This window comes from Bradyrhizobium campsiandrae, assembly GCF_014529705.1.
GTDB lineage: Bacteria > Pseudomonadota > Alphaproteobacteria > Rhizobiales > Xanthobacteraceae > Bradyrhizobium > Bradyrhizobium campsiandrae.
On the sequence record NZ_JAANIH010000011.1, the window covers coordinates 1 to 25,758 of the forward strand.

At 57.8% G+C, this 25,758-nt stretch carries 25 protein-coding genes; 20 read left to right on the forward strand and 5 right to left on the reverse strand.

The annotated features are described in order from the left end of the window. The first annotated feature begins 1,330 nt into the window (after positions 1 to 1,330). The 4 genes from G8O24_RS10105 to G8O24_RS10120 all read left to right on the forward strand — a co-directional run bounded on the left by G8O24_RS10105 (position 1,331) and on the right by G8O24_RS10120 (position 4,503). Entirely contained in the window at positions 1,331 to 2,080 is a 750-nt protein-coding gene (locus tag G8O24_RS10105; RefSeq protein ID WP_188098727.1) for an SDR family oxidoreductase, read from the forward strand. A gap of 135 nt (positions 2,081 to 2,215) precedes the next feature. Then, positions 2,216 to 3,472, forward strand: a complete 1,257-nt coding sequence (gene soxC, locus G8O24_RS10110; protein WP_188099026.1) for a sulfite dehydrogenase — start codon at positions 2,216 to 2,218, stop codon at positions 3,470 to 3,472. Position 3,473: 1 nt separating this feature from the next. After that, on the forward strand, positions 3,474 to 3,992 hold the full coding sequence (locus G8O24_RS10115; protein WP_188098729.1) for a c-type cytochrome: 519 nt from the start codon (positions 3,474 to 3,476) through the stop codon (positions 3,990 to 3,992). 106 nt (positions 3,993 to 4,098) lie between these two features. Next, positions 4,099 to 4,503, forward strand: coding sequence for a DUF302 domain-containing protein (locus tag G8O24_RS10120; protein ID WP_188099027.1), 405 nt, complete (start codon positions 4,099 to 4,101; stop codon positions 4,501 to 4,503). Between the two features lie 25 nt (positions 4,504 to 4,528). Here G8O24_RS10120 and G8O24_RS10125 read toward each other — a convergent pair whose 3' ends face one another. The 4 genes from G8O24_RS10125 to G8O24_RS10140 all read right to left on the reverse strand — a co-directional run bounded on the left by G8O24_RS10125 (position 4,529) and on the right by G8O24_RS10140 (position 7,062). Continuing rightward, positions 4,529 to 4,912: a YidH family protein gene (locus tag G8O24_RS10125; RefSeq protein ID WP_188098731.1), complete on the reverse strand. Its 384-nt coding sequence runs from the start codon at positions 4,910 to 4,912 to the stop codon at positions 4,529 to 4,531. Further along, positions 4,909 to 5,253, reverse strand: coding sequence for a hypothetical protein (locus tag G8O24_RS10130; protein WP_188098733.1), 345 nt, complete (start codon positions 5,251 to 5,253; stop codon positions 4,909 to 4,911). Before G8O24_RS10130 ends, G8O24_RS10125 begins: the two co-directional genes overlap by 4 nt. Then, positions 5,250 to 5,888, reverse strand: coding sequence for a pyridoxamine 5'-phosphate oxidase family protein (locus G8O24_RS10135; protein WP_188098735.1), 639 nt, complete (start codon positions 5,886 to 5,888; stop codon positions 5,250 to 5,252). The genes G8O24_RS10130 and G8O24_RS10135 overlap by 4 nt, the downstream gene beginning before the upstream one ends. Before the next feature lie 205 nt (positions 5,889 to 6,093). Then, the gene (locus G8O24_RS10140) at positions 6,094 to 7,062 is read right to left on the reverse strand and encodes an MBL fold metallo-hydrolase (RefSeq protein WP_188098737.1); all 969 of its coding nucleotides are present in this window, start codon (positions 7,060 to 7,062) and stop codon (positions 6,094 to 6,096) included. 255 nt (positions 7,063 to 7,317) lie between these two features. Between G8O24_RS10140 and G8O24_RS10145 the strand changes: the two genes are divergently transcribed. After that, the gene (locus tag G8O24_RS10145; protein ID WP_188098739.1) at positions 7,318 to 8,868 is read left to right on the forward strand and encodes an ABC transporter substrate-binding protein; all 1,551 of its coding nucleotides are present in this window, start codon (positions 7,318 to 7,320) and stop codon (positions 8,866 to 8,868) included. A 48-nt stretch (positions 8,869 to 8,916) separates the two neighbouring features. Here G8O24_RS10145 and G8O24_RS10150 read toward each other — a convergent pair whose 3' ends face one another. Then, positions 8,917 to 11,796, reverse strand: a complete 2,880-nt coding sequence (locus G8O24_RS10150) for a winged helix-turn-helix domain-containing protein (protein WP_188098741.1) — start codon at positions 11,794 to 11,796, stop codon at positions 8,917 to 8,919. Positions 11,797 to 12,005: 209 nt separating this feature from the next. Between G8O24_RS10150 and G8O24_RS10155 the strand changes: the two genes are divergently transcribed. The 15 genes from G8O24_RS10155 to G8O24_RS10225 all read left to right on the forward strand — a co-directional run bounded on the left by G8O24_RS10155 (position 12,006) and on the right by G8O24_RS10225 (position 25,671). Next, a complete protein-coding gene (locus G8O24_RS10155) occupies positions 12,006 to 12,599 on the forward strand; it encodes a Dps family protein (RefSeq protein WP_188098743.1) in 594 nt (197 codons plus the stop codon). 38 nt (positions 12,600 to 12,637) lie between these two features. Further along, complete coding sequence (locus tag G8O24_RS10160; protein WP_244645812.1) at positions 12,638 to 13,597, forward strand: helix-turn-helix domain-containing protein; 960 nt, start codon at positions 12,638 to 12,640, stop codon at positions 13,595 to 13,597. A gap of 139 nt (positions 13,598 to 13,736) precedes the next feature. After that, positions 13,737 to 13,898, forward strand: a complete 162-nt coding sequence (locus G8O24_RS10165; RefSeq protein WP_188098745.1) for a hypothetical protein — start codon at positions 13,737 to 13,739, stop codon at positions 13,896 to 13,898. 1 nt (position 13,899) lies between these two features. Further along, a complete protein-coding gene (locus tag G8O24_RS10170; RefSeq protein ID WP_188098747.1) occupies positions 13,900 to 14,886 on the forward strand; it encodes a helix-turn-helix domain-containing protein in 987 nt (328 codons plus the stop codon). 157 nt (positions 14,887 to 15,043) lie between these two features. Beyond that, positions 15,044 to 15,865 carry an alpha/beta fold hydrolase gene (locus G8O24_RS10175; RefSeq protein WP_188098749.1) on the forward strand — a complete coding sequence of 274 codons (822 nt, stop codon included), beginning with the start codon at positions 15,044 to 15,046 and terminating at the stop codon, positions 15,863 to 15,865. Positions 15,866 to 15,958: 93 nt separating this feature from the next. After that, positions 15,959 to 16,933: an alpha/beta fold hydrolase gene (locus tag G8O24_RS10180; protein WP_202988754.1), complete on the forward strand. Its 975-nt coding sequence runs from the start codon at positions 15,959 to 15,961 to the stop codon at positions 16,931 to 16,933. A gap of 35 nt (positions 16,934 to 16,968) precedes the next feature. Then, positions 16,969 to 17,469, forward strand: a complete 501-nt coding sequence (locus tag G8O24_RS10185) for a cytochrome P460 family protein (RefSeq protein ID WP_188098752.1) — start codon at positions 16,969 to 16,971, stop codon at positions 17,467 to 17,469. Positions 17,470 to 17,708: 239 nt separating this feature from the next. Beyond that, complete coding sequence (locus G8O24_RS10190; RefSeq protein WP_188098754.1) at positions 17,709 to 18,527, forward strand: sensor histidine kinase; 819 nt, start codon at positions 17,709 to 17,711, stop codon at positions 18,525 to 18,527. Positions 18,528 to 18,618: 91 nt separating this feature from the next. Then, positions 18,619 to 19,503: an alpha/beta fold hydrolase gene (locus tag G8O24_RS10195; RefSeq protein WP_244645815.1), complete on the forward strand. Its 885-nt coding sequence runs from the start codon at positions 18,619 to 18,621 to the stop codon at positions 19,501 to 19,503. Between the two features lie 106 nt (positions 19,504 to 19,609). Continuing rightward, the gene (locus G8O24_RS10200) at positions 19,610 to 20,041 is read left to right on the forward strand and encodes a DUF6130 family protein (protein ID WP_188098757.1); all 432 of its coding nucleotides are present in this window, start codon (positions 19,610 to 19,612) and stop codon (positions 20,039 to 20,041) included. Between the two features lie 99 nt (positions 20,042 to 20,140). After that, entirely contained in the window at positions 20,141 to 20,671 is a 531-nt protein-coding gene (locus tag G8O24_RS10205) for a Dps family protein (RefSeq protein ID WP_188099031.1), read from the forward strand. Between the two features lie 43 nt (positions 20,672 to 20,714). Continuing rightward, complete coding sequence (locus tag G8O24_RS10210; RefSeq protein ID WP_188098759.1) at positions 20,715 to 21,665, forward strand: MBL fold metallo-hydrolase; 951 nt, start codon at positions 20,715 to 20,717, stop codon at positions 21,663 to 21,665. Between the two features lie 405 nt (positions 21,666 to 22,070). Continuing rightward, entirely contained in the window at positions 22,071 to 23,270 is a 1,200-nt protein-coding gene (locus tag G8O24_RS10215) for an ABC-three component system protein (protein WP_188098761.1), read from the forward strand. Next, positions 23,267 to 23,773 (forward strand): ABC-three component system middle component 5, encoded by a 507-nt coding sequence (locus G8O24_RS10220; protein ID WP_188098762.1) that lies wholly within the window; start codon positions 23,267 to 23,269, stop codon positions 23,771 to 23,773. Before G8O24_RS10215 ends, G8O24_RS10220 begins: the two co-directional genes overlap by 4 nt. 2 nt (positions 23,774 to 23,775) lie before the next feature. Further along, positions 23,776 to 25,671 carry an ATP-binding protein gene (locus tag G8O24_RS10225; protein WP_188098764.1) on the forward strand — a complete coding sequence of 632 codons (1,896 nt, stop codon included), beginning with the start codon at positions 23,776 to 23,778 and terminating at the stop codon, positions 25,669 to 25,671. Positions 25,672 to 25,758 lie beyond the last annotated feature (87 nt).

The following is a 25,758-nucleotide window of genomic DNA, read 5'->3' on the forward strand; positions in this document are numbered from 1 at the left end:
CACTATCGGAGCCCCGAGTTCGTCTTGAATGCCCAGGACGATAATAGATAAAATCTTACCGACAATCGAAAGGAAGAATTAACCTTACCTCGGCGGCTGAACAGGCGGTGCGTAGGATGGGTAGAGCACTTGCGAAACCCATCATGCTTTTGCGCAGACAGAGATGTGATGGGGTTCGCTTCGCTCTACCCATCCTACGAGCTGCGCGGCACGAGCACGAGCCCTTCCGGATGCCGCTTCCAATTTCGGTCGAGTTGGCCTTGTGACAATCTGATCCGTCGGGCAAAACACCCGCCTCCCGCCAAACCTCGTCAACCCCTCCTCACAAAAATATTCCCACTTTACCGAAATTCGGTTTTGCGGCATTCCCTCGCCATCCCGGCCCGATGGAGAAGGGCGATCGTACGTCGTCACGATTGTGGGCTGGGGAGGCGGTGGACGCGGCAGCGCTGGCGCGGATGTGAGGGCAGGGCGGGCGGAGGATTGAGCCGAACCCCGTGAGCCGGAGCAAGCCGTGTCGTACGAACGGCGCTTGTGTCCGATGAAGCTCTTGGCTCAAAGCCGGCTGCGTCCGGCGAAGCCCGCAGGGCGGAGACGGAGACGCTGCGTACGGCAAAACCGTGTGGTCCTGGCCGTCGTCGCTACGGTCAAGCCTTCGCGGAGGCGGCACTGGCGTCAACCGGCGCGGTGCCGGTGAATTTCGCAAGGTGACGGTGACAGCAAGAATTCGTCGCCGGGGAGAGCACGGCATAAGCCGTCCGACCATCGCGCAGGGAAGGCCGAGTGTTCGGCGTCACCTGTATGCTGCTGTGCGGTTTTTCTGCGCTACACTTTCGCGCAGCGGACCGCGGGTGCCTGTCGGCACCCGGTCTTCCCTGCGCCCTCTTCACGAAAGAGGGTAGCGGAAATGAGCAAAACTCGGGCCTCTGGTGCCGCGAGAATGCCTGATCGTGCCTGCCTGCGAAGATGAAAAATGGTGCTGCCAGACAGGATTGAACTATTATCTCAATCCTGTTGCCCTTTGATTTTATTGGATTTTTCGATCCGGTGATGGGTTTTTGTGTGGCACTCTTGCGTGGCGAGCTGGTCTCCTAAATTACCACAATGTTTGGCCGACGCCACTGCGCTCAGAGGCATCTCGAAGGAATTAAGACCCCCAACTTTAAGAGCCCTTGCTCAGGCCGCTTTTACTTCAGCGGCGTCCTTGTTGGATGATTTAGACACCCGACAATCGAAAAAAAGTCCTCAGAAAGGTCCAATCAGCCTCGGACATGTTCCCTTAACTTCACCATCGCCAGGGCTGCCGGCGGATGACTGCACGAGGGAACACATGGAACGATTGTCAGGAAAGATCGCGCTAATAACCGGTGGCACCAGCGGCATAGGATTGGCAACCGCAAAGCTGTTCGCGGAGGAGGGAGCCTTTGTCTTCATTACGGGGAGACGACAGGCGGAACTCGATACGGCCGTCGCCGAGATCGGGCCGAGTGCCAAGGGAATCCAAGGTGACATTGCGAACCTTGGCGATCTCGATCGTCTCTTCGAGGAGATCAAGCACGTCAAAGGACGGCTCGATATTCTCTTCGCAAACGCCGGCCTCGGCGAATTCGCCCCTTTAGGGGGGATTACCGAGGCCCACTTCGACAAGACGTTCGGAGTTAACGTGCGCGGAACGCTGTTCACGGTGCAGAAAGCGCTGCCGCTCATGGGCGAGGGCGCCTCGATCGTGATGAACGCCTCGATCGCCGCAACGAAGGGCTTTCCCGCATTCAGCGTATACGGAGCGACAAAGGCAGCGATCCGGTCGTTTGCTCGCGGCTGGAGCGTCGATTTGAAAGATCGAAAGATTCGCGTGAACGTCGTGAGCCCAGGTACGGTGCCGACGCCGGCTTACGACGGTTTCGGCATGACCGACGACCAGATGGCTGGCTTCCTGAAAGGGCACAGCGATGTGGCGCCGGCCGGAAGGGTTGGACTGCCGATCGAAATCGCCGAGGCAGTGCTATTCCTGGCGTCCGACAAGAGCTCCTTCGTGAACGGTGCTGAGCTGTTTGTGGACGGCGGTTTCGCACAGGTCTGATCGCTGGCAAAGAATCGAGACCGCCGCAGCGGAATCCTTCCATGGCGGCGATTTCCGTTCAAGTCGAATATCGAACGGGCGGGGCATGATGCGCGGGACCGCGGCTCGGTCGGCCAGATGAAAGAGGACGACAACATGTCGGAACGAAGCGGAAGAGAGGTCGGTTGGAATCGCAGGAAATTCCTCGCCACCGCAACGACCGGCATCGTCGGAAGCGCGGTCGCAGGAGGCGCGTCGGCCGAGACGCTTGCAGACGTGCCTGCTCGCGAGCCGGGTACCGATTTGGGCGCACTTAGCGCACGCTCAAAGTACGTGCGGATCGGGCGGATCCCCGAGGCCGGACCAGGTCACCGGAACGTCGATCCCGCTGATGCCATCAATTCAAAAGCCCCTTTGCAGAAGCTAGTGGGAGGCATCACTCCCTCCGACCTGCACTACGAACGAAGTCACTCAGGTGTCCCCGACCTTGATCCCTCCAAGCACCGGCTGCTGGTGCATGGCATGGTTCGGAAGCAGTTGGTCCTTTCGGTCGAAGACTTGAAGGCTATGCCGGCTGTATCCCGCATCGCATTTCTTGAGTGCACGGGCAACGGTTGGGAGAATTGGAAGAAGGCCGACGGCAATCTAACCGTTCAGAACACGCATGGTCTCGTCAGTACCAATGAATGGACTGGCGTGCCGCTGAAATTCATCCTCGGTTTAGTCGCAAGAGACCCGGCTTCAACGTGGATGCTCGCGGAGGGCGGAGACGCCGCCGGCGTCGCCCGCAGCATCCCGCTCACCGAAGAGATCGTCGACGAAGCCATCGTGGCTTACGGGCAGAACGGCGAGCCGATCAGACCCGCGCACGGGTTTCCCATCCGATTGATCCTTCCTGGTATGGAGGGCAATCTGAACATCAAATGGCTGCGTCGCCTTAAATTCGGTGACCAGCCATGGATGACCCGATGGGAGACGGCACGTTACACGCAGCTTCTCGCAAGCGGGAAAGCCAGGCAATTCCAGCTGCGGATGGAGACCAATTCAGTCATTACGCAGCCGTCCGGTACCATGCAGATCCGGCCGGGATACAATCGTATCTCGGGGCTGGCCTGGAGCGGCCACGGCAAGATAGCCAAGGTGGAAATCAGCACCGACGGAGCGAAGAGCTGGAAGGAGGCGCAACTCAACCTTCCAGTATTGCCCAAGGCGCAAACACGCTTCCAGATGGATTGGACCTGGGACGGCAAGCCCACGAAAATCGTTAGCCGCTCCATAGACGAGCAGGGCAACGTGCAGCCGGATAGAGACTCCTTCATCGCGGCGATGGGGACGAACGCCCTGTTTCATTACAACGCGCAGCAGACCTGGAGCATCGACCAGGCGGGAAGGGTCCAAAATGTCCTGTCGTAGAATGGCGCTGCTTTCCGGTGCTATGGCTTTCGCCCTTATCTCCTCCGCAGCGGCCTCGGATTTTGGTCGCGCTGCGAGCCCGGATGAAATCGCGCTGTGGGATATCGATGTTCGGCCGGATGGCAAGGGTTTGCCGCAAGGCAGCGGCACGGTGGCCCAAGGTAAGGAGGTCTTCGCGGAAAACTGCGCAGCCTGCCATGGGGACAATGGAGTTGGTGGCATCAAGGATCGGCTGGCTGGCGGACAAGGGACACTTGCCTCGGCCATGCCCGTGAAGACCGTGGGAAGCTTCTGGCCGTACGCCACGACCCTGTTCGACTACATCCACCGGGCCATGCCATATCAGGCGCCTGGATCGCTTAGCGTCGACGACACCTACGCGGTCGCCGCCTACATTCTCAGCCTCAACGGGATCCTACCTTCAGAGGGCAAACTCGACAACCACTCACTGCCTGAAGTTCGCATGCCCAACCGGGACGGCTTCATCCCAGAACCGGAATTCAGCCGAAGCAAGAAATAGGTCCTCCATGGCGCACGCGACGAGCTCGCAATTCAACCGCTCGCGAAGGTTTTTGCTCGCAGCAACCATCGTCTTTTCCCCAGTCTACCTGTCAGGAGCAAGCGGCATGGCCGCCGAAGGATTGATCAGTCAGAAGAGCCACTTCGACCCGAAGGAGACAATGGGGCGGCTAGAGTCAGCAGTGTCTAGGCGAGGCCTGACCATCTTCGCGCGGGTCGATCACTCGGCCGGCGCCGCCCAGGTCGGGCAGTCGCTGCGCCAGACCGACCTGCTGATCTTCGGGAATGCGAAGGGCGGAACACCGGTGATGCAGGCGGCCCAGACCGCGGGCATCGATCTGCCTCTGAAGGCGCTGGTTTGGCAGGATGCAAACGGCATCACATGGCTGTCGTACAATGATCCGGCCTGGATCGCCGTCAGGCACGCGGCGAGCCCCAGTGCCAATGCCGCTGTCGACGCGATGTCGAAGCTGCTCCAGGGCATTGCAGCCGAGGTCGCGTCGGAGCCATGAACGTCGCCTCGACGTCGATCAAGGCTCACGCGACCGTATAAAGGTGGGACAGGTAGACCAGCAGCGCAATTCCCATCACGCTGAGCAGCCCGCCAAGCACGATATCCAGGCGTGAGCCGGGGACCGGACGCTGCTCTTCGTTGTCGATCATGGTCGCGTTCCGCAGGAAGCGAACGGTCGCGAGGACAAACAGTGCCGTTCCCACGACGATCGCCGAGATTCCCGCGATGTTTGCGAGTTCACGCTCCGGCGCAGGCGGTGTAGCCGCGTGCGCGGCCAAACCGGCGGCCTTCAGCATCAGATCGAATCTTTCAATCAGGAAACCGAATGCCATGACGGCGATTGCCGTCCGTATCCAAGCCAGGAACGTGCGCTCGTTCGCGGCATGATCCCGGAAGTTGCGTATCATTTGCTCTCACCGGTAGGCTCGACGGAGGATTCCGGAGGGGATTCTCCCTCCGTGGTGATGAACACCGGAGGCTCGTCGTAGCCGCTGCGGCTGCTGTAGAACACCAGGCCCATGAGGCCGAACCCAACGGCCAGTGAAAGGATCACGCCCAGAGCCATCGAGACGTAGCCTGAGGTCGTGACTTTAGCCCCGCTCCCGAGTATCCAGCCGAGATAGGCGGCGAAGCCTGTTGCTGCCAGAAGCACGACCAGAATCACAATGATGGTCCAGGATCCTACGCCTAGGCTGGCATGCGACTTCGCGGCGCCGGCAAGAACCGTAACTTTCTGGGGTTCGTTCATTTCAGTGCTGTCTGTAACGGATTCACCTGCTTCAGCAGCTTTAGTTCTGTCTCGAGCTCATGAATCCGCTTGTCTCGTGCTGCGAGCAGCGCCGAGACGTCCTCGGCCTCGAAGCGTTGAGGGATGTGTTGCGGGCAATTCACATCCCAAGCCTTCACGGTGAAGCGGATAATCTGTTCGGGCCGCGCGTGATATCCTTCGGGCATGAGCGCCGCGACCAGCCTTTCGTCGTCCTCGACGACGACCGCCGTGCCCCAGATCTTGATGCGCTTGCGGTGCGCGTAGTCGATCAGGAGCAGATTGGCTTTGGAATTCTCGGATAGGTTGCCCAGGGTGATATATTGGCGATTGCCGACGTAATCCACGAACGCTAGCGTTTTCTCGTCGACTACTCGTAGGAAGCCGGCTGGGCCCCCGCGGTGCTGGATCGTCGGTTGCCCCTCCTTGCTGGCCGTCGCCAGGAAGACGCTGCGCTGCTCCTCAATGAACTTCTTCAATTCAGGCGTGACTGAGGTCTGCCAGGAGCCCTTGCTTTCCACGCGCTCGTAAATTCGACGCGATCCCTTTCGCGCTTGGATCTTCTTCACGGCGGGGGTGAATGCGATGTCGCTGGAGTGGATCGCTGCGCTGGTCATAGACATCTCCTCAGAAGCCGAAAGAGCCCGGGTCTGGGACGGCGGCTTCTGCATGACCCGTCGGGCGGTAAGCCTGTGCGACAACGGCCGGATCTCTCGAATTACAACCATCCTCCGCGGGCGTCTTTCGCTGTCGCAGTTTCGATAGCGAATGGCCGCAGCGCCGGGCGGGTGATGCTTTCTTCCCGTTGCGAAGTGGCTTGGTTTAGACGCCTTCGTAGACCAGTTTCGTGAACAGGGCAGGCGTGATAACGAACTGCCCCCATTTCCCGTCGAAGGCCTCGGTCGGCTTTGCAGCGACCACCGCTTCGAGCGTCCGCTCCTGCTTCTTGAGCCTTGCAACATTGTCGCGGATCGCCACGAGCATGTCGCGATATTCCTTCAATTCAGCCCGATTGCTCACCGGGGAGCCATGTCCCGGGATCACGATGGTCTTTTCGCTCGCCTTCGCCAGGTTCGCATTCGCGGCGAGGATCATCCCGTCGATGCTCCCGCCGGTCGAATAGTCTATGAAAGGATAGATGCCGTTCCAGAACGTGTCCGCGACATGCAGGATGTCTGCCTCGACAAAATGTACCGAGATATCGCTGTCCGTGTGGGCCGGTCCGTAATGCTCAAGTTCAATGGTGCTGCGGTTCACTGTAATCTTTTTTCGCTCCGCGAAGGTCTCGGTCGGAATGGCCCCTGGTGCCAGCGCGGGGAAGTCGAAATCCCAGTCCTCCACCCGCTGCATCGACAACAGATGCTTCTTGGTATTCTCGTGGGCGGTGATAGCGGCACCCTCGCCATGAACCCATTCGTTGCCGTCGGCATGGTCGAAGTGCCAGTGCGTGTTGATAAGGTGCCTGATCGGTTCGCTACCCAGGCTAGCCAGGGCTTCCAACATTCGCGGCTTCGAAGCCGTTATGCCTGCGTCGATCATGACCTTGCCGTCCGGTCCAGTCAGAACACCGACGTTGCCACCGGACCCCTCCAGAACGCTCACGCCACCTCGCAGCCTGTGAATCTTGATGGTCGCGGTCGCCGCATCGGCACGGATCATATCGACGATGTTTTTCGCTTCGGCATACGCCTCTCTGGGCGTCATCCATCCGCCGCCGGCGGCAAAAGTAGCTGAGGCGACACAGCAAAGACAAAAAGCTCGGCGCGTAAGCCTGGACTGGGGTTGCTTCATGGAAGTGCCCTTTGAACTGAAACTGGTGACACACGCACTGGGACGTGCTGACGATCGTCAGTATGAGTAGCGCGCAACAGTTGTGATTGAAAAAAGCTCTGAGGCTTTGTACGTTCTGCCGGATTTCCGAGCCCGCCGCCGCTACTCGTGTTGTAAGGGCGGGCGATGCCTGTATTAATTACGGCCAGCAGCGTCTTTTCAGTTCGCCGACAAGTCTCAACTATTTCGATGCGCGACCTGCCAAGGAAGAACCAGATGATCAAACGAGCAGTCGTCAGCATTGTTATGATGATGATTTTTAGCGGCGCTGCGACTGCGCAAGAGCCTAAGGCGGGGGGCATCATTAACGTCGTTCTTCAGCCGGAGCCGCCTGCACTGATGATCGGGATCACACAGAACGGTCCCGCCCAGATGGTAGCCGGCAACATCTATGAAGGATTGCTGCGCTATGGCCCGAACCTCGAGCCGCGACCAGGCCTCGCTGAGAGCTGGACGGTCAGCGACGATGCCAGGGTTTATACATTCAAGCTCAAATCCGGCGTGGAATGGCACGACGGCAGGCCGTTTTCTGCCGCCGACGTCCTCTTCTCGGTCGAATTTCTCAAGCAAACTCATCCCCGCGCTCGCAACAACCTGCTTCAACTGGAAAAGGTCGAGGCGCCGGATGACTTGACCGTTGTCTTCACGCTCAAAGAACCGTTCGGACCGTTCCTTAGCATCTTTGAAGTGGGCTCGATGCCCATGATCCCGAAGCACCTTTATGAAGGAACCGACTACAAGACGAACCCGGCGAACAATACTCCGATCGGCACGGGTCCCTTCATGTTCAAGGAATGGCAGAAGGGATCCTTTATTCGGCTAGTCAAAAACCCAAAATATCATGTCAAGGGCAAGCCGTACGTTGATGAAGTTTATTGGCACATTATTCCAGATGCTTCAGGGCGGTCGGTAGCTTTCGAAACCGGCAAGGTCGACATTCTGCCCGCTGGTGCCGTGGAAAATTTCGACGTCGCGCGCTTGGGCAAACTCAAGGACGTCTGCGTCACCGGCGCTGGTTGGGAGCTATTCAGCCCCGTCGCCTTGCTGTGGCTCAACAACCGGGCTGGGCCGACCTCGAACAAGCTCTTTCGTCAGGCCGTCATGTTCGCAATCGATCGGAACTTTGCGCGCGATGTTGTCTGGAATGGCCTGGGTCGCATCGCGACCGGTCCCGTCGCCTCGAACTTGGCGTTCTACACCAATGACGTGCCGAAATACGATTTCGATCCCGGAAAGGCACGGGCCCTCTTGAAGGAGTCGGGCTATGACGGCCAGAAGGTACGGCTGTTGCCACTGCCCTATGGTGAAACCTGGGCGCGGTGGGGCGAAGCTGTAAGGCAGAACCTCCTTGATGTCGGCATCAACATCGAGATGGTTGCAGCTGATATACCAGGCTACGGTCAGAAGCTTTCGAATTGGGATTTCGATATCGGCTTCACGTACATGGCTCAATATGGAGATCCGGCATTGGGTGTCGGCCGCATCTACACCTCGAACCAGATCGCCAAGGGGTCGCCGTTCAATAACGTTGAAGGATATTCCAACCCGGAAATCGATCAACTTTTCGCAGACGGCGCAGTTGCGACCCCGACCTCCAAGCGCAAGGAAATTTACGAGAAAGCACAAAAAATCCTAGTTGAGGACGTGCCGGTCGCTTGGATGTTGGAACTCGAGTTTCCAACCATCACGCGATGCAGAATTAAAGATCTTGTTACAACTGCGATAGGTGTGAATGACGGATTTCGCGACGCCTGGATTGATCGCTAACCCCGCGGCCTCCATGCCGGGTTACGCTTCGCAAGCTAACGTGCGCAACTAGAGCAAAGCACCGTCCATTATTTCTTTTGCAGAAATGAGATCAGGTGTATCGAAGCCCTCGGCAAATTGATCGTACACTGGTGCAAGCATGGACTGCGCATAGGCAAGCTTGTCCTGCACTATGCTTAGCCGCGCGAGGTTGAGTGTTGCTCGCAGCTCCCACAAGAGAGCACCGTGGTGCTTCGCGATCCTGATGGCCTGGAGGAAATTCTCTTCTGCGGCTATCTCGTTACGACCGCGAGGATCCTGAAGTAATAGCGTCCCCTTGATCCGAAGGAGTTCAGCGTCGAACCAACGTTCACCTTTTTGATCGGACCAATCGAGAGCATCTTCGACGGTCCGGAAGGCCTTCGCGAAGTTTCCCTGACCTGCATAACCCTCGGCCAGAACGCCGAGCGCCTCCGGATAGCAAAGTGACCAGCCGCCAGATTCCATGTTGGCGTCGAGACCGGTGCGCAACATCTCTATCCCGGTAGCGAACTCTCCGTCCTTGATACGCAGCATGCCCTGGATGTAGCGGCCTTGCTTCAGAAATTGCAGAATGTTGAACTTGGTCGATATGTTAACAAGTCTCTCGATGTACCGCTCGGCTTTCGCGAAGTCGCCGACAAAAAAAGCCACTGAACCAATAGCGTAACGAAGCGCGAAGAGTGTCGACAAAGGGCTCTGAAGCCGTTCGGAAATTTCGAGGCTCTCCTGTGCCTTCTGACGAGCCTGCTGAATGTGTCCCTGCAGGGCGAGTACGCGCGCCAGTTGGGCGCACGTAACCATACGTAGATCGTACAGATACCAGGTAGAATGCCGTTCATTGGTGGGCGTCGCGTAGTTCTCAATCACCGATTCGAGATGGCGACGCGCTCCGCGCTGGTCGCCTCTCGAATGAAGCGACGTGCCTACGAGGCGTTCGCCCACCAAAATATCTACCGGCTCAACCGATCGACGGGAGACCTCAAGGAACCGCTCTGCGAGTTGCATTCCCTGTCGGTGGTCACCATTCTTTAGTCGTAAGTTCCATAAGGACCAGATCGTAAGTAGCTGATTGTGAACGTCGTCAAGCTGCTCTGCAATCTTGAGTGCCTTCGTTAGAACTATGTCTGTTTTTTCCTCCATCGCCACTGTGTAGGCGAGTATGAGCCCAAGCGCGATGTACAGCTCCATCCTGAGCCGCGCGGTCTCAGGTGACTGGTCATCCAGAAGGCTAAGGGCGCGTTCTACCTGCTGTCCGCACTCTCCCATCGACGATAGGTACAGCCAAACTGGCGCATAGGCCGCAACCAGAACCGCGCCAACCGAAATCTCTCCGCCGGGGGAGAATGCCCAGTCAAGCGCGGCGCGGACATTGCCCACTTCTCTGCCGTAGAGCGCAAAATTGGCTGGAGAGGGACGAGCCTCTGATTTCTGCGTGACCAGATCTCGGAAAAACTCAGCGTGTCGCCTGGCAGTCGATTCGGCTTCTCCCTCAAGCTTTAGCTTTTCCAGGGCGTACATTCGCGTTGTTTCAAGCAATCTCCATCGACTGGTCGTCCCGAACTGGTCCAATGCAACCAGCGACTTGCCAACAAGATTTGCGATGCCTTCCGACGTCGCAGCTAAATCGCCGGCTCCGGAAACAGCAAGGACGGCCTCCAAATTAAAGCCACCAGAAAAGACACTTAAGACGCGAAGCAAGCGCTGCTCTTGCTTCGGTAGAAGTTCGTAGCTCCAATCAAGGACAGAACGGAGCGTCTGATGCCGGGGAACTGCGATACGGCGCGCACTCGTCAGCGAACCGAAAAAGTCGTCGAAGCTGGCAAGAACTTGCGCGAGACCAAGCGTCGCCGCACGCGCCGCTGCAAATTCAATGGCCAGGGGTATGCCGTCCAGTCTTCGGCACACGACAGCCACGGCGGCCAAGTCTTCATTATGTCCGGCAGAAGTGGATCCGAGCGCCTTCGTCCGTGTTGTGAAAAGTTGTACCGCACTGTGCGCCAGCAAGTCACTTGGCAACTTCGTCTCTTCGTTTGGGACGTCAAGCGGCTGGACACGATACGCATATTCGCCGTCAATGCGCAAAAGCTCTCGGCTCGTTGCAAAAATCGAGACACGCGGGCATGTTCGCACGATGGCCTCAACTTGGACTGCGACCGCATCTATAACATGTTCGCAATTGTCAAATACCAGGAGAAGGCTTCTGTTACCGATCCCGCGCGCGACGGCTTCCGCCGAAAGGAGGTCGGGGCCAAGTTTCAGGTTGAGAATGCTGACGACCGCAGACGGCACGAGACGAGGGTCGACGAGCGAAACAAGTTCGATTAGCCGTACGTCGCCCGGAAAGTCTGGCATTAGGCGACGAGCCACTTCGAGCGCCAAGGCCGTCTTCCCGATCCCACCAGTACCGGTCAAAGTGACGACGCGGTAAGCCGAGACAAGGTCTAGCAGCTCGCGAACGGCTTCGTCTCGACCAATCAACTTGGAAAGACTGAGCGGCAGATTGGTGGTCAAAGGCGGCGTCGCAGGTGTCTTGACGATTCCCGTACGCGCGTGCGTGTCATCGTCGCGAACGGCCCATTCGCCTAGTAAGCGGTAACCCCTGCCGAACGAGGTTTTGAGTAATCCCCGTTCAGGGCCGAGAGCCCTCCGGACCGCCGAGATATGCACTTGGAGGGTGTTTTCCTCGACAATGGCACCGGGCCAAACCTCGGCCATAAGGTCGTCTTTGGACACTAGCTCGCCGCCAGCGCGAACCAGGACATCGATAATCTCAAACGAACGGCCGCCCATGGGGATTGGGACCCCTCCAGCACGGAATTCGCGCCGGAGAAGGTCTATTTCAAAATTTCCAAATAAATAGACGTCCTTACTGGTCGGCATGGTCCGGCTGTAATTGGTCAGCTGCAATCTGCGGGTCTGACGATTTTACGATACTACCCTGATCATCAGCTCAATTTGAAACATCCGAAAGTTGCGTGCCTATTATTTGGGCGGCGAGGATATCAGGATTCTTCAGGTTTGAATCAGGGCAAGGAAACATGCCTACGGGTATCTCAATCAGCAGAGGCCCATGAAAACAACCAAACGAATCACGGCCTTGCTGAGGAGAACATTCGATGGAGCAGGCCCATAACGAAGTGACCAGGCGGGCGGCGCCCCTGGCCCAATCAGGATTTCAGGCGCTGGCTGTCAAAGACATCTCTGGCGCACTGACCATGGTGCTCGCCGATGTTTTCGCACTCTATCTGAAAACAAAGAACTTTCATTGGCATCTCTCGAATCCGAACTATCGCCATTATCGCCGGATGCTCGGTGAACAGGGGGTTCAGCTTTTTGAAATGACCGATCCGCTCGCCGAGCGAACGCGGAAAATTGGCGGGACCACCCTGCGATCGATTTCTCATATCGCACGACTGCAACGGATTCTTGATAGCGATTCCCAATACGTTGTCCCACATGAGATGCTGACCGAACTTTGTGACGACAACACTCAGCTCTTGGCAAGCATGCGCGCCGCACATTCTCTATGCGACGAGTACGGAGATGTCGCGACCGCCGGTCTTCTGAAAAACTGGATTGATTGCGCCGAAGAGCGAGTTTGGTTTCTGTTCGAGGCCGGCCGAGACAAGACCCGCGACGAGCAAGAAGAATATCTGCTGCCCTCGTACGATGCCGCTCCCGGCAGCAAGAGCGACGCGCAGCCGCTGTGAGCGGCATCGCGAGCGCCGTCATTTAAAGGGACACTGCGATGCTACCGCAAATATTGCCTGCGCAGGAAACGCAAGGCGATGAGATGTCTCCGGGAGATATACGCGGACCGGAATTCGGGGTGGAAAAGTACGGGCCCTCAGGGCTTCTGGCGTCATCAGTCGATCGAGGATGGAACGGATTAACGGCCGCGCTCTTCCATCACGAACCCGGCGTGCTCAACTGGAAAAACGTGCAACCCGACACCGAGATATGTGTGGATTTGCGTGGGAGTCGCTCGATTGTGACGAGAACGGGTGGCGGCATTCTTGACAGGACGGTCGCCAAACGAGGGACAATCTGGATGTCTCCGGCCGGATTGCAGGAGGATCTACTCGACATCTCCGATGTCATGCCAAACGTCTTGCATATTTATCTTCCAGACAGCCACTTCTCTGCCGATAGTCTTGGGGGTGAACTCGACAATTCGGTGCTTGCTTCGCTCCGATTCGAAAATAGCTTTCAAGATCCTCTCCTCGCCGAGATTGCGTACGCCATAGCCTCGGAACTGCAGTCTCAGACCTCTTCCGGTCGGCTACTCATAGAAACGTTGTCGTCCAGTCTCGCAGCTAGGTTGATTCAGAATTATGTGAGTCGATTGCCCGCCCGGGCTTCTTCTGACGCCCAATATGGGAGTCTTGATCATCGCAGATTGTCGCGGGTGCTGGATTACATCGAAGCAAATATCGAAGGAAATCTCACACTGGATGAGCTTGCATCGATAGCCTGTCTCAGCCGGTTTCACTTCGCTCGCGCGTTCAAGCTAGCGATGGGGCAGCCCCCGCACCGATACGTCAGCGCGAAACGTATGGAACGGGCCAAAGCGCTCTTGGCGAAGGGAGATCGGCCGATAGTGGACATCGCGCTGGCCTTGGGCTTCTCCTCGCAAGCCAATTTTTCTCGCGCCTTCCAGCTCATCGCGGGCCAAGCTCCAGGCCAATTCCGCAGGACCGCACTCTAGTCGCTGAGCAGCTCCTGTTTCCGCTCCATTCATCGGTTTCGGGTGCGAACAGCAAGAAATGAAAAATGCGCGGCAAGCCCGGCAAAGCCGCAAGACTTTCATGCCGGCATGATCATCAAGCCCGTCAGAGGAGGTTAGTTTGCCGAAAAACACGATCCCCAAATCGTTCGATGATGATCCGATCGTCCTCGGGATGAATCGAGAAGCCAGTTGGCCAAAGGCGGCCTTTTCTTTAGTCGCGAAAGCCAATCCGTACCTGGCTGATGCCGCAATTGAACCGCCCTTAGGTACGGGAGATTGACATGAGCGCACTTGATCAAGCGAGTGTGGGCACCGCGTGGCACCCGCAGATATCCGGGGGCATCAGAGACAGCCACCGACCGCAGAACGGCGTAAGCGCTGTGATCGCACAAACATCTACATGCCGCGTCGACATTATGAGGCGTTTGGTTGTCCGGGCCGGCGGTGATGAGGTGGTAATCTCGCATATATCTAGAAGCAGGACCGGACATGGCTTGACGGAGCCACAAGCGAAAAAGACAGGCTATGCAGTCTGCGTGCATTTGGACGAACTCGCATCCTACGACGTCTGGCGCGACGAGAAGCACAGCGCGGATCTTGCTCTTCCGGCGGGTACGGTTCACATCAGTGATATGCGCCATTCGTGGCTCGCAGATATCCAGGGGACGTTCCAGGTCCTCAACTTCTACATACCGCAATCTGCCCTCGACGAGTTCGCTGAAGGTCAGGACCTGCGGCGAGCGGAGGCGCTACATTGCCCAATGGATGAGAGGAGAACCGACCCCGTCGTGATGAACGTCGCCATGGCGCTTCTGCCCGCCTTGATGCGACCGGAACAAGCCAACAGGGTCTTTCTCGACCACACATGGCGTGCACTGACCGCGCATTTGGTCAGGGCCTATGGCTCGGACGATGCACGCCCGCAAGCCGCCCGGGGCGGTCTTGCTCCCTGGCAGGAGCGTCGGGCCAAGGAATTGCTGCTCGCGAATCTGGACGGCAACGTGACTTTGCCGGAGCTTGCGCAGGCGTGTCGCCTTTCGTGCAGCCATTTCAGTCAAGCGTTTCGACAAACGGTCGGTTGCCCGCCTCATCAGTGGCTGCTTTCGCAGAAGATCGAGCGATCGAAGGAATTGATCCTCAACAGCGACCAACCGCTCAGCGAGATTGCTCTCGCCACCGGATTTGCCGATCAAAGCCACTTCACCCGTGTCTTCTCACGCCTGGTCAAAAAAAGTCCCGCCGCTTGGGGACGCGCCCAGGAAAGGTGATCGCTGCGCACGCCTAAAACGATGCGTTCGTTACAAAACGCAGAGAATGCGAAAAGACGCGAGCTCCGGGTTGGCCGATATTAGTGCGAGTTTCGACTGAGCCTCGGGCCGCAAGTTCGATATCGGCGCGATACAGAACAGATGTAGAGGAGCGGACATGAGCACGATCACGGCGAAAGATGGTACGACGATCTACTACAACGACTGGGGTACGGGTCAGCCGATTGTCTTCAGTCACGGATGGCCGTTGAGCGCGGATGCCTTCGAGGACCAGATGTTCTTCTTCGCCTCGCGCGGCTACCGTTGCATAGCCCTCGACAGGCGGGGGCACGGCCGTTCGAGCCAGCCTTGGCAGGGCAACGACTTGAGCACCTATGCCGATGACCTGGCAGCTCTCGTTGAGAAGCTGGATCTGAAGCATGCGATCCATGTCGGGCATTCCACGGGTGGCGGCGAAGTGACCCGATACATCGGCCGGCACGGGACGGGCCGGGTGTCGAAGGCCATTCTGATCGGCGCCATCCCGCCGCTCATGCTCAAGACCGAAGCGAACCCAAGCGGCCTGCCGATCGCCGTGTTCGACGAGCTCCGCGCGAGCGTGGCTGCCGACCGGTCGAAGTTCTTCCAGGAACTGAGCCTGCCGTTCTACGGCTACAACCGATCCGGAGCGAAGATCTCGGATGGAGTACGGGAGTCGTTCTGGCTGCAGGGCATGATGGCCGGCCTACCGGCGTCCTATTTCTGCATCAAGGCGTTCTCGGAAACGGACCTGACGGAGGACTTGAAGCGGTTTGACGTACCCACCTTGGTCCTGCACGGGGACGATGACCAGATCGTCCCGATCGGCGCCTCGGCGCTGCTCTCCTCCAAGATCGTCAAGGACGCGAAGCTCGTCGTCTACGAGGGCGCACCCCACGGAATGTGCACGACCCTCAAGGACCGCGTCAACGCCGAGCTGCTCTCGTTCATCCAAGGATAGCGGCTCCAACGCCGGCGCCCGACAGCGCCGGCCAACCTCTAGATCACGCAGCACACAACAGCAGCGCCCTTGTCGTTGCGCGGGAAGATGAACATGAACAAGACCTCGGAATCGTCGCGAACGCGGCGCGAAGTCCTCGGCGGCGCAGCTGCGGTAGGCGTAGCCTCGCTGCTTCAAATCCAACCTTCCTTGGCCGCCGATAGCGCTGCGTTTTCCACCGCGGCAGGGATTGTTGGCAGCACCCGGTCGGGCCGCCTCAAGACCAAGGACGGCACCGAGATCTATTATAACGATTGGGGCTCGGGTCCGGCGATCGTCTTCAGCCACGGTTGGCCACTCAGCGCCGATGCCTTCGAGGACCAGATGTTCTTCTTCGCGTCTCGCGGATACCGCTGCATCGCGCACGACCGTCGCGGGCACGGCAGGTCGAGCCAACCGTGGCGCGGCAACGATATGGATACGTATGCCGACGATTTGGCGGACCTGATGCACGAACTGGACGTGCGAAAGGCGGTGATCGTCGGGCACTCGTCCGGGGGCGGCGAGGTCGCACGCTACATCGGTCGTCACGGCACCGAACGCTTGCGCATGGCGGTCCTCATCAGCGCGATTCCCCCGGTCATGGTGCAGTCCATCGCCAATCCCGGCGGTACTCCCTTGACGGCGTTCGACGACGTACGCGCCAATCTGCGTGCAGACCGCTCGCAGTTCTTCAAGGACGTTAGTATGCCGTTCTATGGCTACAACAGACCAGGTGCCAAGGTTTCGGAGGGCGTTCGGGCGTCCTTCTGGCTGCAGGGAATGATGGCTGGATTTCCTGCATCGTATTTCTCGGTAGCGGCATTCTCGGAGACGGACCTCACCGCCGATCTGAAGAACTTCGATGTCCCTACGCTCGTCCTTCACGGCGAAGATGACCAGATGGTGCCGATATCGGATTCGGCCTTCCTCTCCGCGAAGCTTATCCGCGACGCGCAGCTCGTCATTCTCGAGGGGGCCCCGCACGGCTTGTGCACGACCCACAAGGACCGCGTGAATGCGGAGCTTCTAGCGTTCATCGAACAATAGTCAGTCCAGCCTACACGGATGACGGGAAAATTAAGATGAACGGCACGGCAAGAGTTATCATTTTGGCCGCGGTCAGTATGTCTCCCGTCGCCCTGTCGTCTAGTCGAGCGCCTGGGGAGCTTGCGCTGTCTCCGATCTTCGGCGTGGCAATTCCACCGGACTATCGTGGCTGGGCGTTGGTCGGGGTGGCGCACGAAACTGGGTTGGACGAGCTTCGTGGCATCGTCGGCAACGCCACGGCGATCGAGGCCTATCGGGCCGGAACGCTGCCGTTTCCGGACGGATCGATCCTGGTCAAGCTTGCATGGAAGCACGTTCAGTCGACAGAATTCAAACCCGCATTCGTTCCCGGGTCTGCCACGACCGTCCAGGTCATGGTCAAGGACTCGAAGCGGTATTCGTCGACCGGAGGCTGGGGGTTCGGCCGTTTCGTCGATGGTCAGCCTGTCGACGAGGCTCAACACAAAACGTGTTTCGTCTGCCACGCCGCCGGCGTCAAAGGTCACGACTTCGTGTTCACGCGCTTGGCGCCGTGAGCGTACCACCCCAAACCTTCCCATGTGAACGTTCGCTTCTGACGGTGTGAGTTTGCCGCGAACGAGCGGCGTGCATCACAATGCTTTGGACGAGCGAGTCGCAGGGCGGCCCTAGACGCGCCGCACTTCGCGCTGACGTTTCTGCACGAAAGGTAAGAACAGACAATTCAACGGAGTCGCATGCAAGATCAGATCGGCCCGCGCAAGTAATCTCCCCTGGATCGAAGGAGATTTGGCAGATGCACATAGCGTCCCACACAAGTTGCGATGAGAAGGTGTATTTGCCGCCCGAGTTCGGTGGCACGCCAGCGAACGAAGAGCTTTTTCTGGTTCAGGAGCTCACGCATCGTTTCAACAACGACCTAGCGGCTCTGACTGGCTTCGTGTCGCTGGCCGCTGCGCGATCCGTTGACGAGGAAGTCAAACTTGCCATGGCAGGCGTTCTGCAGCGCCTCTTCGACCTCGCCTCGACACAGCGGGCGTTGCGGGTGCCGATCGATCAATCTGTCGACTGCGCAGGCTATCTGGCGGGGCTCTGTCGATCCATCAGCGCGGCCAAGCTGCAGTACAGGGATATCGAACTCGAATTCCTGGACGCTCCACTGAGCCTTAACAGCTTCGAATGCTGGAGGGTCGGAATGATCGTCGCGGAACTCATCAACAATGCCGCTCGCCACGCCTTCGGCGATCGCGGGGGCAAGATCCAGGTCGCCATGACCGACCGGGGATGCAGCATGGAGGTTACGGTCGCTGACAACGGGCGCGGACTGGATGACTTCAGCGAGGGTCAAGGCACCAAAATCGTGCGGCATCTCGCGAGCGTTCTCAAAGCCACGCTCGATTATCGCAGCACGCCCTCAGGAACCATCGCGAGGTTATCCGTGCCGCTTGCCGGAGACCAGATCAAGCCAGCGGAAATCGCCGCCAGTCCGAAGAACAGCTGGCGCATCTTACAGGACGGAGACTTGGAAAACGAAGCAACAGAGTCGTTTGCGACGACCGCGCCGTCCGTCGGCGGTCGCACAAGCGCAACACCCCAGAGGAGCAAACATGACTAGACTTGCACGATATCTCAAGATCGCGGCTCTCGCGGCCGGCGTAGCTGCGCTTTCGCCGATGCCGGAGGCTGTCTCCGGACCAAGTCAGACGATGGACGCGAGCCCAATACCGGTGACGCACTATCGGACGGCGAAAATCGAGGGCGTAGACATCTTCTACCGCGAGGCAGGACCTGCCGACGCTCCCGTCGTGCTGCTCCTTCACGGATTCCCGACATCGTCGCACATGTTCCGCAACCTGATCCCGCAGCTCGCGTCTCGTTATCGTGTGATCGCGCCCGATTATCCCGGCTTCGGTCAGAGCGCAGCTCCGGACCACAAGAAGTTCGCTTACACCTTCGCTCACTACGCCGACCTGATGGACGGTCTTCTCGGGCAACTCGACGTCAAGAGCTATGCGATGTACGTGATGGACTACGGCGCCCCGGTCGGCTACCGGCTCGCCCTGAAGCATCCGGAGAGGGTGAGCGCGCTGATCATCCAGAACGGGAATGCCTATGAGGAGGGGCTCAAGAAATTCTGGGATCCGATCAAAGCTTACTGGGCCGACGGATCACCAGCGCACCGCAAGGCCCTGGAAGTCCTGATGAAGCCGGAGACGACCAAATTCCAGTACACCGACGGGATGAGCGATATCAGCCGCATCGACCCTGACAACATGCTGCACGACCAGACCTTGCTGGACCGTCCGGGTAACATGGACATCCAGCTCGACCTCTTCCACGACTACGGATCAAACGTCCCGCTCTACCCGAAGTTTCAGGCGTTTTTCCGGGATCGTAAGCCGCCGACGCTGATCGTCTGGGGCAAAAATGATTTCATCTTCCCGGCGGACGGCGCGCGGCCGTATCTGCGTGACCTGCCCGATGCTGAATTGCATCTGATCGACACTGGTCACTTTGCCCTGGAGGACAAGGCGGACGAGATGGTCCCCCTGATCCGCAGCTTCCTCGAACGAAAACTGCCTGCATCGTGAAGAACCGCACTCAGAGGCGCAGCGCCCACTGGGACTGCGCCTCTGGGCGAGGGAGGAACTCGCAACGTCTTGACGCCGGACCACCTCACAGCAAGGAAACTTCATCATGGACGCCGTCTCCGACATCAACGCTAGGGCTGCCGTGAACTGCGCTACGGCGAACCCCCGTGCCGCAACGGCTCGCGAAGTTCGAGGTCCGTCGCCTTTGCTTGCTCTCAATGACGAAGCGCCCGCAAGGTTGATCGTCGATCCGCCGCTTGCCAAATCCCTGGCGGAGGGAAGGGTCTTTATCCAATACCGGACGGAGAATCTCCGTGTGCTGCCGGTCTTCGGCGCCGGGGCGCTGGAAGTATCGCCGAGGGTCGGACACGTGCACATCACCGTGGATGATATGCCGTGGCATTTCATTGATGCGTCGGGCGAAACAGTCGTCGTCGTGGGGCTTGCTCCAGGCGCGCACCGGATCTTGTTCGAGTTGGCGGACCCTACGCACCGCGTGATCGACAGCCAAACTGTGCGCTTCACCATACCAGAGTGAGATCGGCCAACGTATCGGACGTTTGTGCAATATCTCTGTCGTCCCGCGTGAGATGGTTCGGATCATAGTGTCGTGGACGCGAATGAAAAGGGATCGAAGATGGATATCTTGGAAACGAAGACGCGCCAAGCCGCGCCGCTGAAAACGCCAAGCGACCTCGGGTCGAATGCGGTGCGAGACGTCTCCGTCGCGTTGACTGCGCTCCTGGCGGACATGCTTGCGTTGTATTTGAAAACCAAAAATTTCCATTGGCATGTCTCGGGTCCGCATTTCCGCGAGGATCACCTGATGCTGGATGATCAAAGTGCTCAAATTCTCGCTACGACCGACTCCATTGCAGAGCGTGTGCGCAAGGTCGGCGGAACGACCATCAGGTCCATCGGGCATGTCTCACGCCTGCAGCGGATCCTCGACAACGATGCGGAGTACGTAACGCCGCCCGACATGCTCGCAGAGCTGCGCGACGACAACATGCAGTTGATCGCCCGGATGCGCGAGACCCACCGGCTTTGCGAGGAGAGCAGTGACGTTGCAAGCGCCAGTCTTCTCGAACCATGGATAGACGAAGCCGAGGGCCGGGTATGGTTCCTGTTCGAGAGCAGCAGGCGATCACAGTCCTCCGCTGGCTAGGGCAGACCGAACCACCAACGACTGCGAGCCCGGGAGCTTCAAGATGGGTGCGACGATCGGATACGTCGATAAGTGCAACTTGATGAGCCGTCGACGGTTCATGGCGGCGACAGCTGGCGTGGTAGCGTCGCCCCTGCTGCCGAACCGCGGCCTCGCGACTGGTCTTCATACCTTCGGGCACGGAGCTTTTGATATTCGCGTGTGTAGCGACGGCCACATGGTCGTGCCGGCTTCGATGCTTGCGATCGGAGCTCCGGTCGACAAGCTGGCTGAGGTGCTTCGGCGTACGAACGCACCCGCCCCGATGGCTTGGCCGGCCGCGAATATTCCTCTGATTCAAATCGGTCGGGAACTGGTCCTAGTCGACGTCGGCGATGGGAAAAACTTCCAGCCGACGGAGGGCGAGCTTCTAAGTTGCCTTCGGGTGAACGGCATCGATCCGGCGTCCATTACCAAAGTGGTGCTTACGCACGCGCATCCCGATCACCTCTGGGGAATTTGCAACTCGGCCGGTGAGTTGAACTACCCGAACGCGACCTACCACGTCGGGAGCGCGGAATGGAATTTCTGGATGAGCTCCGATGTGGCAACCTCGCTCCCTGCCGACTTCAGAGGGATCGTACCCAGGACCCAGCGGGCGCTCGCCGCCATAGCGGACAGGGTGACCTTCGTGAAGCACGGTGATGAGATCGTGTCCGGAATGAGGGTCTTAAGCACCCCTGGACATACCCCAGGGCAGTTTTCGCTGGAGCTCGAGGGCGATACTGGCCTGATCATCACCGCGGACGCGCTGACGCACGAAGTCATTTCATTCGAGTATCCGGAGTGGGTCAACGGCTTTGATCTGGTGTCGGACATAGCAATAGCGAACCGCAGGAAGCTGCTTGCGCTGGTGGCGGCCGAGCGTACGAAGCTTTTAGGATTCCACTTCAAGTATCCCGGTATTGGACACGCTGAAAAGTCAGGCTCAGCCTACCGCTTCGTCGCCGCCTAGCCTGCCGTGAGTGGTTCTTGAGAGCGCGTGCGCTCATGCGGCACCGCACTTCGGGTCATGGGCTAGACAGGGTTGAACTATTGCTGCAACCCTGTGACTTATTGATTTTATTGTACTTTTCGATCCGGCGATCTGTTTTTGTGTGGCACTCTTGGGTGGCGAGTTGGATGCAGATTACCTTTGGACCCTTGAGCTTGCAGCTTCCTTCTTGCCACTGTTCACACTTCGCAGGAGCCCCCCATGCCGGTGGCGAGGCCTGCTACTATTGCTGTTGCCTCAGTCGGGGTACGGACGAAGCCGGCCTTTGAACCGACCCAACCTTAGTCTAGGACAAAACATCTTACGTTACTTGCGCAAACTGCGGTATCTTTTAGGTTGTAAATTTCCCGACTCAATGAGTTTCGCTTGTCCATTAGCTCGACCTTCTTTGCGACAATTTCAGCAAACGGCGGCTCCGCGGACGTCATCTTCGTGCATGGTCTAACCGGTGACCCTGTCGAAACATGGTCGTCTCAAGGAACCCAGGAAGCGGAGGGACCTTACTGGCCGAAATGGCTAGTAACCGATCTTCCGCATCTCAATTCTTACACGTTGGGCTATCCGGCAAGCCTCTTTGCTCAATGGGCAAAGAAGGAAATGGACCTATACCAACGCGCGAAGAATGTCCTCGAAACATTGGCGGGATACGAGTTCGGGAATCGCCCACTCGTTTTCGTTTGTCACAGCTTGGGAGGCCTTCTCGTCAAGCAAATCCTCCGCACGGCTAAGGAGTCGCCTGACGAAGACTGGCACAAGGTCGCAGATAACTGTTGGGGTGTGCTGTTCCTTGCCACTCCTCATAGCGGCTCCAGTCTGGCTAACGTTCTAAAAACCTTCTCCGGGTGCTTCAGTTCTCCACACGTTGACAAGCTCCTGGAAGACAGCTCCCAACTTGATGAGCTCAACGCCAGCTTTCGGACGTTTTGTCAGACCCGCAATATCCGTGTCACCGCTTACCACGAGATGCACAAAACTAATAAGCTGGCGGTGATCGTGGACGCAAAAAGTGCCGATCCCGGTGTCAACGCAAGCATACCTATTCCGATCGATGCGGATCATTTGAATATTTGTAAGCCGAGCAGCCGCAGCAGCTTGGTCTATACGAGTGTTCTGCGAAAGCTAAAGAAGCTGGTGCCCGTGGTCACCGTCGCTGAACTGGACGAGGCTGCGCTATTTGACGACGACAATCTGGGCGAGGGAAGCACTCGCGATCGGCGAGACCTGTTTGAGAAGATGACTGCGGCAGGGCGCGAGCACGAGTACGGCTACGCCAATGATGCACAGAACAAGTTTGCGCGGTCGTTCGCGAAGCACGGACTAAAGACTGCGTCCGCCACGCTGTACAACAATCTACTCGCCGACATTGAGCAGCGTTTTCAGAACTTGATCTTCCATCCGCTAATCTGCGGAGGGGCCGACAACGCAGCGGTTCTAGCCGCGGTTCAAACGCATGTGGTGGATCCGCTCAGCGCGAAGTATGCCGACAAGAACGCGACATCGGTAACGATCATGAATGCGCTCTATTTCCTGACTGAGCGTTGTCATATCCGATGGGACAAGCCATGAGCTATCGCCAGTGGTACGCCCAACTTGACGTCTATGATACGATACGTCGCTATCTCGCCTTATTGGTCAGATGGAAGGGCGCGGCACCCACTCGCGATCGTCTGTTTATCTCAGACTTTTATCTGGCCAATCCAAGTCTACTGCACCTCACGCACATGACGGCTGACGTGCGGCGCGCGTTTAACTCCCTAAAAGTCGCGAAGCCCGACCAAACCTTTCTGAAGTATCCGTCACCGCCAATCCTTTACGGCAAAATGGGTGGGATACAGTCCCAGGCTCTTCACAATCTGACAGGAAAAGGGCTTCTCCGCCTCGAACTTGTTGACAAGGATCAATACAGTCTCAGCGAGACCGGAAACGCGCTCGCGAACGGCATGGAGAGCCGACTAGTCCTTCCGACCGAAGAAGGTGTACTTCATTTCCTCACCACAGAGTTCGCATCAATTGGGCAAGGCAAGGGCGGCTTGCGGGCGGTTACGGGCCTCAGGCGTCTGGGAACATAGCATTGGTTTCATTCTTCGCAGTCAACCGTGTAAGGATTGCTCACGGAAACAAAGCCGCATACGATGAGGTGTTTCATCGTGGCGTCAACATCATCCGCGGCGAAAACAGTTCAGGGAAATCGACGATATCGGATTTCCTTTTCTATGGCCTCGGTGGCGAGTTCGATCGCTGGAAAGATGCGGCTGCGCAATGCAGCGCTGTCCGGCTGGAGATCGAGACGGAAAGCTCTCTGCTGACCGTTCACAGAAACGTTGGGAGTAGGCAAGAGCCAGTCCTCGTCTTCTATGGAGGACTCGAAGACTCGCTTTCGAGGGGGATTGACGAATGGCAAAGAGTGCCCATTCGGCGTCTGCCCGGAGGCAAAGAGCTGTCTTTCACACAAGTTCTTTTCAGAGCGGCGGGAATCCCGGAGGCGCCAAACGTCGACAATTCGAATGTCACGATGCATCAGATCATGCGGCTCCTCTATTCTGACCAGCAAACCCCGGCGGGAAAGCTCTTCCGGTTTGAGAGCTTCGATACTCGTGATATCCGCGAAGCTGTCGGGCAGCTAGTGATTGGCGTGAATGGTTATGAACTATACGAGACCCAGATCGAACTGCGTCAACTAAACTCCGATTATGCCGAGAAAGATCGGCTGTATAAAGCCGCCTTGCTCACCTTGCCGAGGTCGGAGGGCCTCGCATCGATCGCCGCCTTGGAATCGCGAATTGGCGAAATTGTCTCTCAAAGGACTGTGCTTCAAGACGAGATCGCCAACGTCGATTCGCATGTCGCCGGCGAACAGTCCGATAAATTCGTCGCTGATCGGCGCGCAATGCAAACCAAGCTGCGAAAGTTGGCCTTTGACCTTCAGGAACAAGAACAGCATTCGAGTGACCTCGCAGATGAGATTTCTGAGATAGGATTGTTTGTAGAGCACCTCACAAACCAGCTGGCTTCGCTAGGGGCATCAGAAGAGCTGTCAGAGAAGCTTGGCACGATCGAATTTCAGTATTGCCCCGCATGTCTAAAGCCCTTGGACGGCGCTGATAGTAAGCATTGCATCGTGTGCCATCAGGAGATTGATGAGGATAAGGCTAAGTCGAAGTATTTCGAGCTCAAGATGGACAATGAGCTTCAGGTGCGTGAATCGCAGCAGCTTCTGAAGTCGAAAGCCGCGGAGCTAGAGGATCTGCAAGGTGAATTGCGAGTCAGGCGGCGCGACTATGCGGTCGCAGTCGCTGAGTTCGCGGGCCGGTATGACGTCAGTAATTCGCCGCGAGAAAGCTTTCTGGCCGAGCGAAACAAGCGCCTGGGTCGGCTCGAGCACGAAATCGCTTATCTTGAAGAGCTGCGTGCGACGATACAAAAGATCGATGAACTCTCTAAAGAGCGAGCCAATTTGAATGACGAGATCGATCGCCTGAAGGCAAGATTGAAGACGCTAGAAGCTTCATCTACGACGCGGACCCGAAAGGCCATGAACGCTGTTAGCGCCATCGGTCGGCGCCTCTTAATTGACGACTTGCCGCGAGAAGACAGTTTTGAAAACCCAGATTCGTTCTCTGTCAATTTCGGCGACGATGCGATGCTCGTCAATGGCAAGATGAATTTTGCCGAAAGCAGCAATGTTGTGTTGAAGAACACCGCGATCTTGTCGCTGTTTCTTGCTGCCTGTTACGATGCCGAATTTTGGCATCCGAGGTTTTTGCTGATGGATAACATCGAAGACAAGGGGATGGAGCAAGAGCGTAGCCATAACTATCAGAGGCTCATCGTTCGCGAATCGCAGAAGGCAAAATTCCCGCACCAGATCATCTTTACAACGTCGATGATTGATCCAACGCTTGAAAAAAGCGGTCTCACGGTGGGTCCAAAATATACTCGCCAGAAAAAGACGCTTGCGTTGGGCTAGGTTGGCGGCTGCGAGGGACGATCAATCGTGAGGGCACTGCTCCGGCACCGCGAGTACCGATCTCGATCCAATGCCTTATCGCCAGAG

Excerpts from the sequence above, each read along its gene's own strand:
- G8O24_RS10105 (WP_188098727.1), top strand. The coding sequence starts at position 1,331 with ATGGAACGATTGTCAGGAAAGATCGCGCTAATAACCGGTGGCACCAGC.
- soxC (WP_188099026.1), top strand. The coding sequence starts at position 2,216 with ATGTCGGAACGAAGCGGAAGAGAGGTCGGTTGGAATCGCAGGAAATTC.
- G8O24_RS10115 (WP_188098729.1), top strand. The coding sequence starts at position 3,474 with ATGGCGCTGCTTTCCGGTGCTATGGCTTTCGCCCTTATCTCCTCCGCA.
- G8O24_RS10120 (WP_188099027.1), top strand. The coding sequence starts at position 4,099 with ATGGCCGCCGAAGGATTGATCAGTCAGAAGAGCCACTTCGACCCGAAG.
- G8O24_RS10125 (WP_188098731.1), bottom strand. The coding sequence starts at position 4,912 with ATGATACGCAACTTCCGGGATCATGCCGCGAACGAGCGCACGTTCCTG.
- G8O24_RS10130 (WP_188098733.1), bottom strand. The coding sequence starts at position 5,253 with ATGAACGAACCCCAGAAAGTTACGGTTCTTGCCGGCGCCGCGAAGTCG.
- G8O24_RS10135 (WP_188098735.1), bottom strand. The coding sequence starts at position 5,888 with ATGACCAGCGCAGCGATCCACTCCAGCGACATCGCATTCACCCCCGCC.
- G8O24_RS10140 (WP_188098737.1), bottom strand. The coding sequence starts at position 7,062 with ATGAAGCAACCCCAGTCCAGGCTTACGCGCCGAGCTTTTTGTCTTTGC.
- G8O24_RS10145 (WP_188098739.1), top strand. The coding sequence starts at position 7,318 with ATGATCAAACGAGCAGTCGTCAGCATTGTTATGATGATGATTTTTAGC.
- G8O24_RS10155 (WP_188098743.1), top strand. The coding sequence starts at position 12,006 with ATGGAGCAGGCCCATAACGAAGTGACCAGGCGGGCGGCGCCCCTGGCC.
- G8O24_RS10160 (WP_244645812.1), top strand. The coding sequence starts at position 12,638 with ATGCTACCGCAAATATTGCCTGCGCAGGAAACGCAAGGCGATGAGATG.
- G8O24_RS10170 (WP_188098747.1), top strand. The coding sequence starts at position 13,900 with ATGAGCGCACTTGATCAAGCGAGTGTGGGCACCGCGTGGCACCCGCAG.
- G8O24_RS10175 (WP_188098749.1), top strand. The coding sequence starts at position 15,044 with ATGAGCACGATCACGGCGAAAGATGGTACGACGATCTACTACAACGAC.
- G8O24_RS10180 (WP_202988754.1), top strand. The coding sequence starts at position 15,959 with ATGAACAAGACCTCGGAATCGTCGCGAACGCGGCGCGAAGTCCTCGGC.
- G8O24_RS10185 (WP_188098752.1), top strand. The coding sequence starts at position 16,969 with ATGAACGGCACGGCAAGAGTTATCATTTTGGCCGCGGTCAGTATGTCT.
- G8O24_RS10190 (WP_188098754.1), top strand. The coding sequence starts at position 17,709 with ATGCACATAGCGTCCCACACAAGTTGCGATGAGAAGGTGTATTTGCCG.
- G8O24_RS10195 (WP_244645815.1), top strand. The coding sequence starts at position 18,619 with ATGGACGCGAGCCCAATACCGGTGACGCACTATCGGACGGCGAAAATC.
- G8O24_RS10200 (WP_188098757.1), top strand. The coding sequence starts at position 19,610 with ATGGACGCCGTCTCCGACATCAACGCTAGGGCTGCCGTGAACTGCGCT.
- G8O24_RS10205 (WP_188099031.1), top strand. The coding sequence starts at position 20,141 with ATGGATATCTTGGAAACGAAGACGCGCCAAGCCGCGCCGCTGAAAACG.
- G8O24_RS10210 (WP_188098759.1), top strand. The coding sequence starts at position 20,715 with ATGGGTGCGACGATCGGATACGTCGATAAGTGCAACTTGATGAGCCGT.
- G8O24_RS10220 (WP_188098762.1), top strand. The coding sequence starts at position 23,267 with ATGAGCTATCGCCAGTGGTACGCCCAACTTGACGTCTATGATACGATA.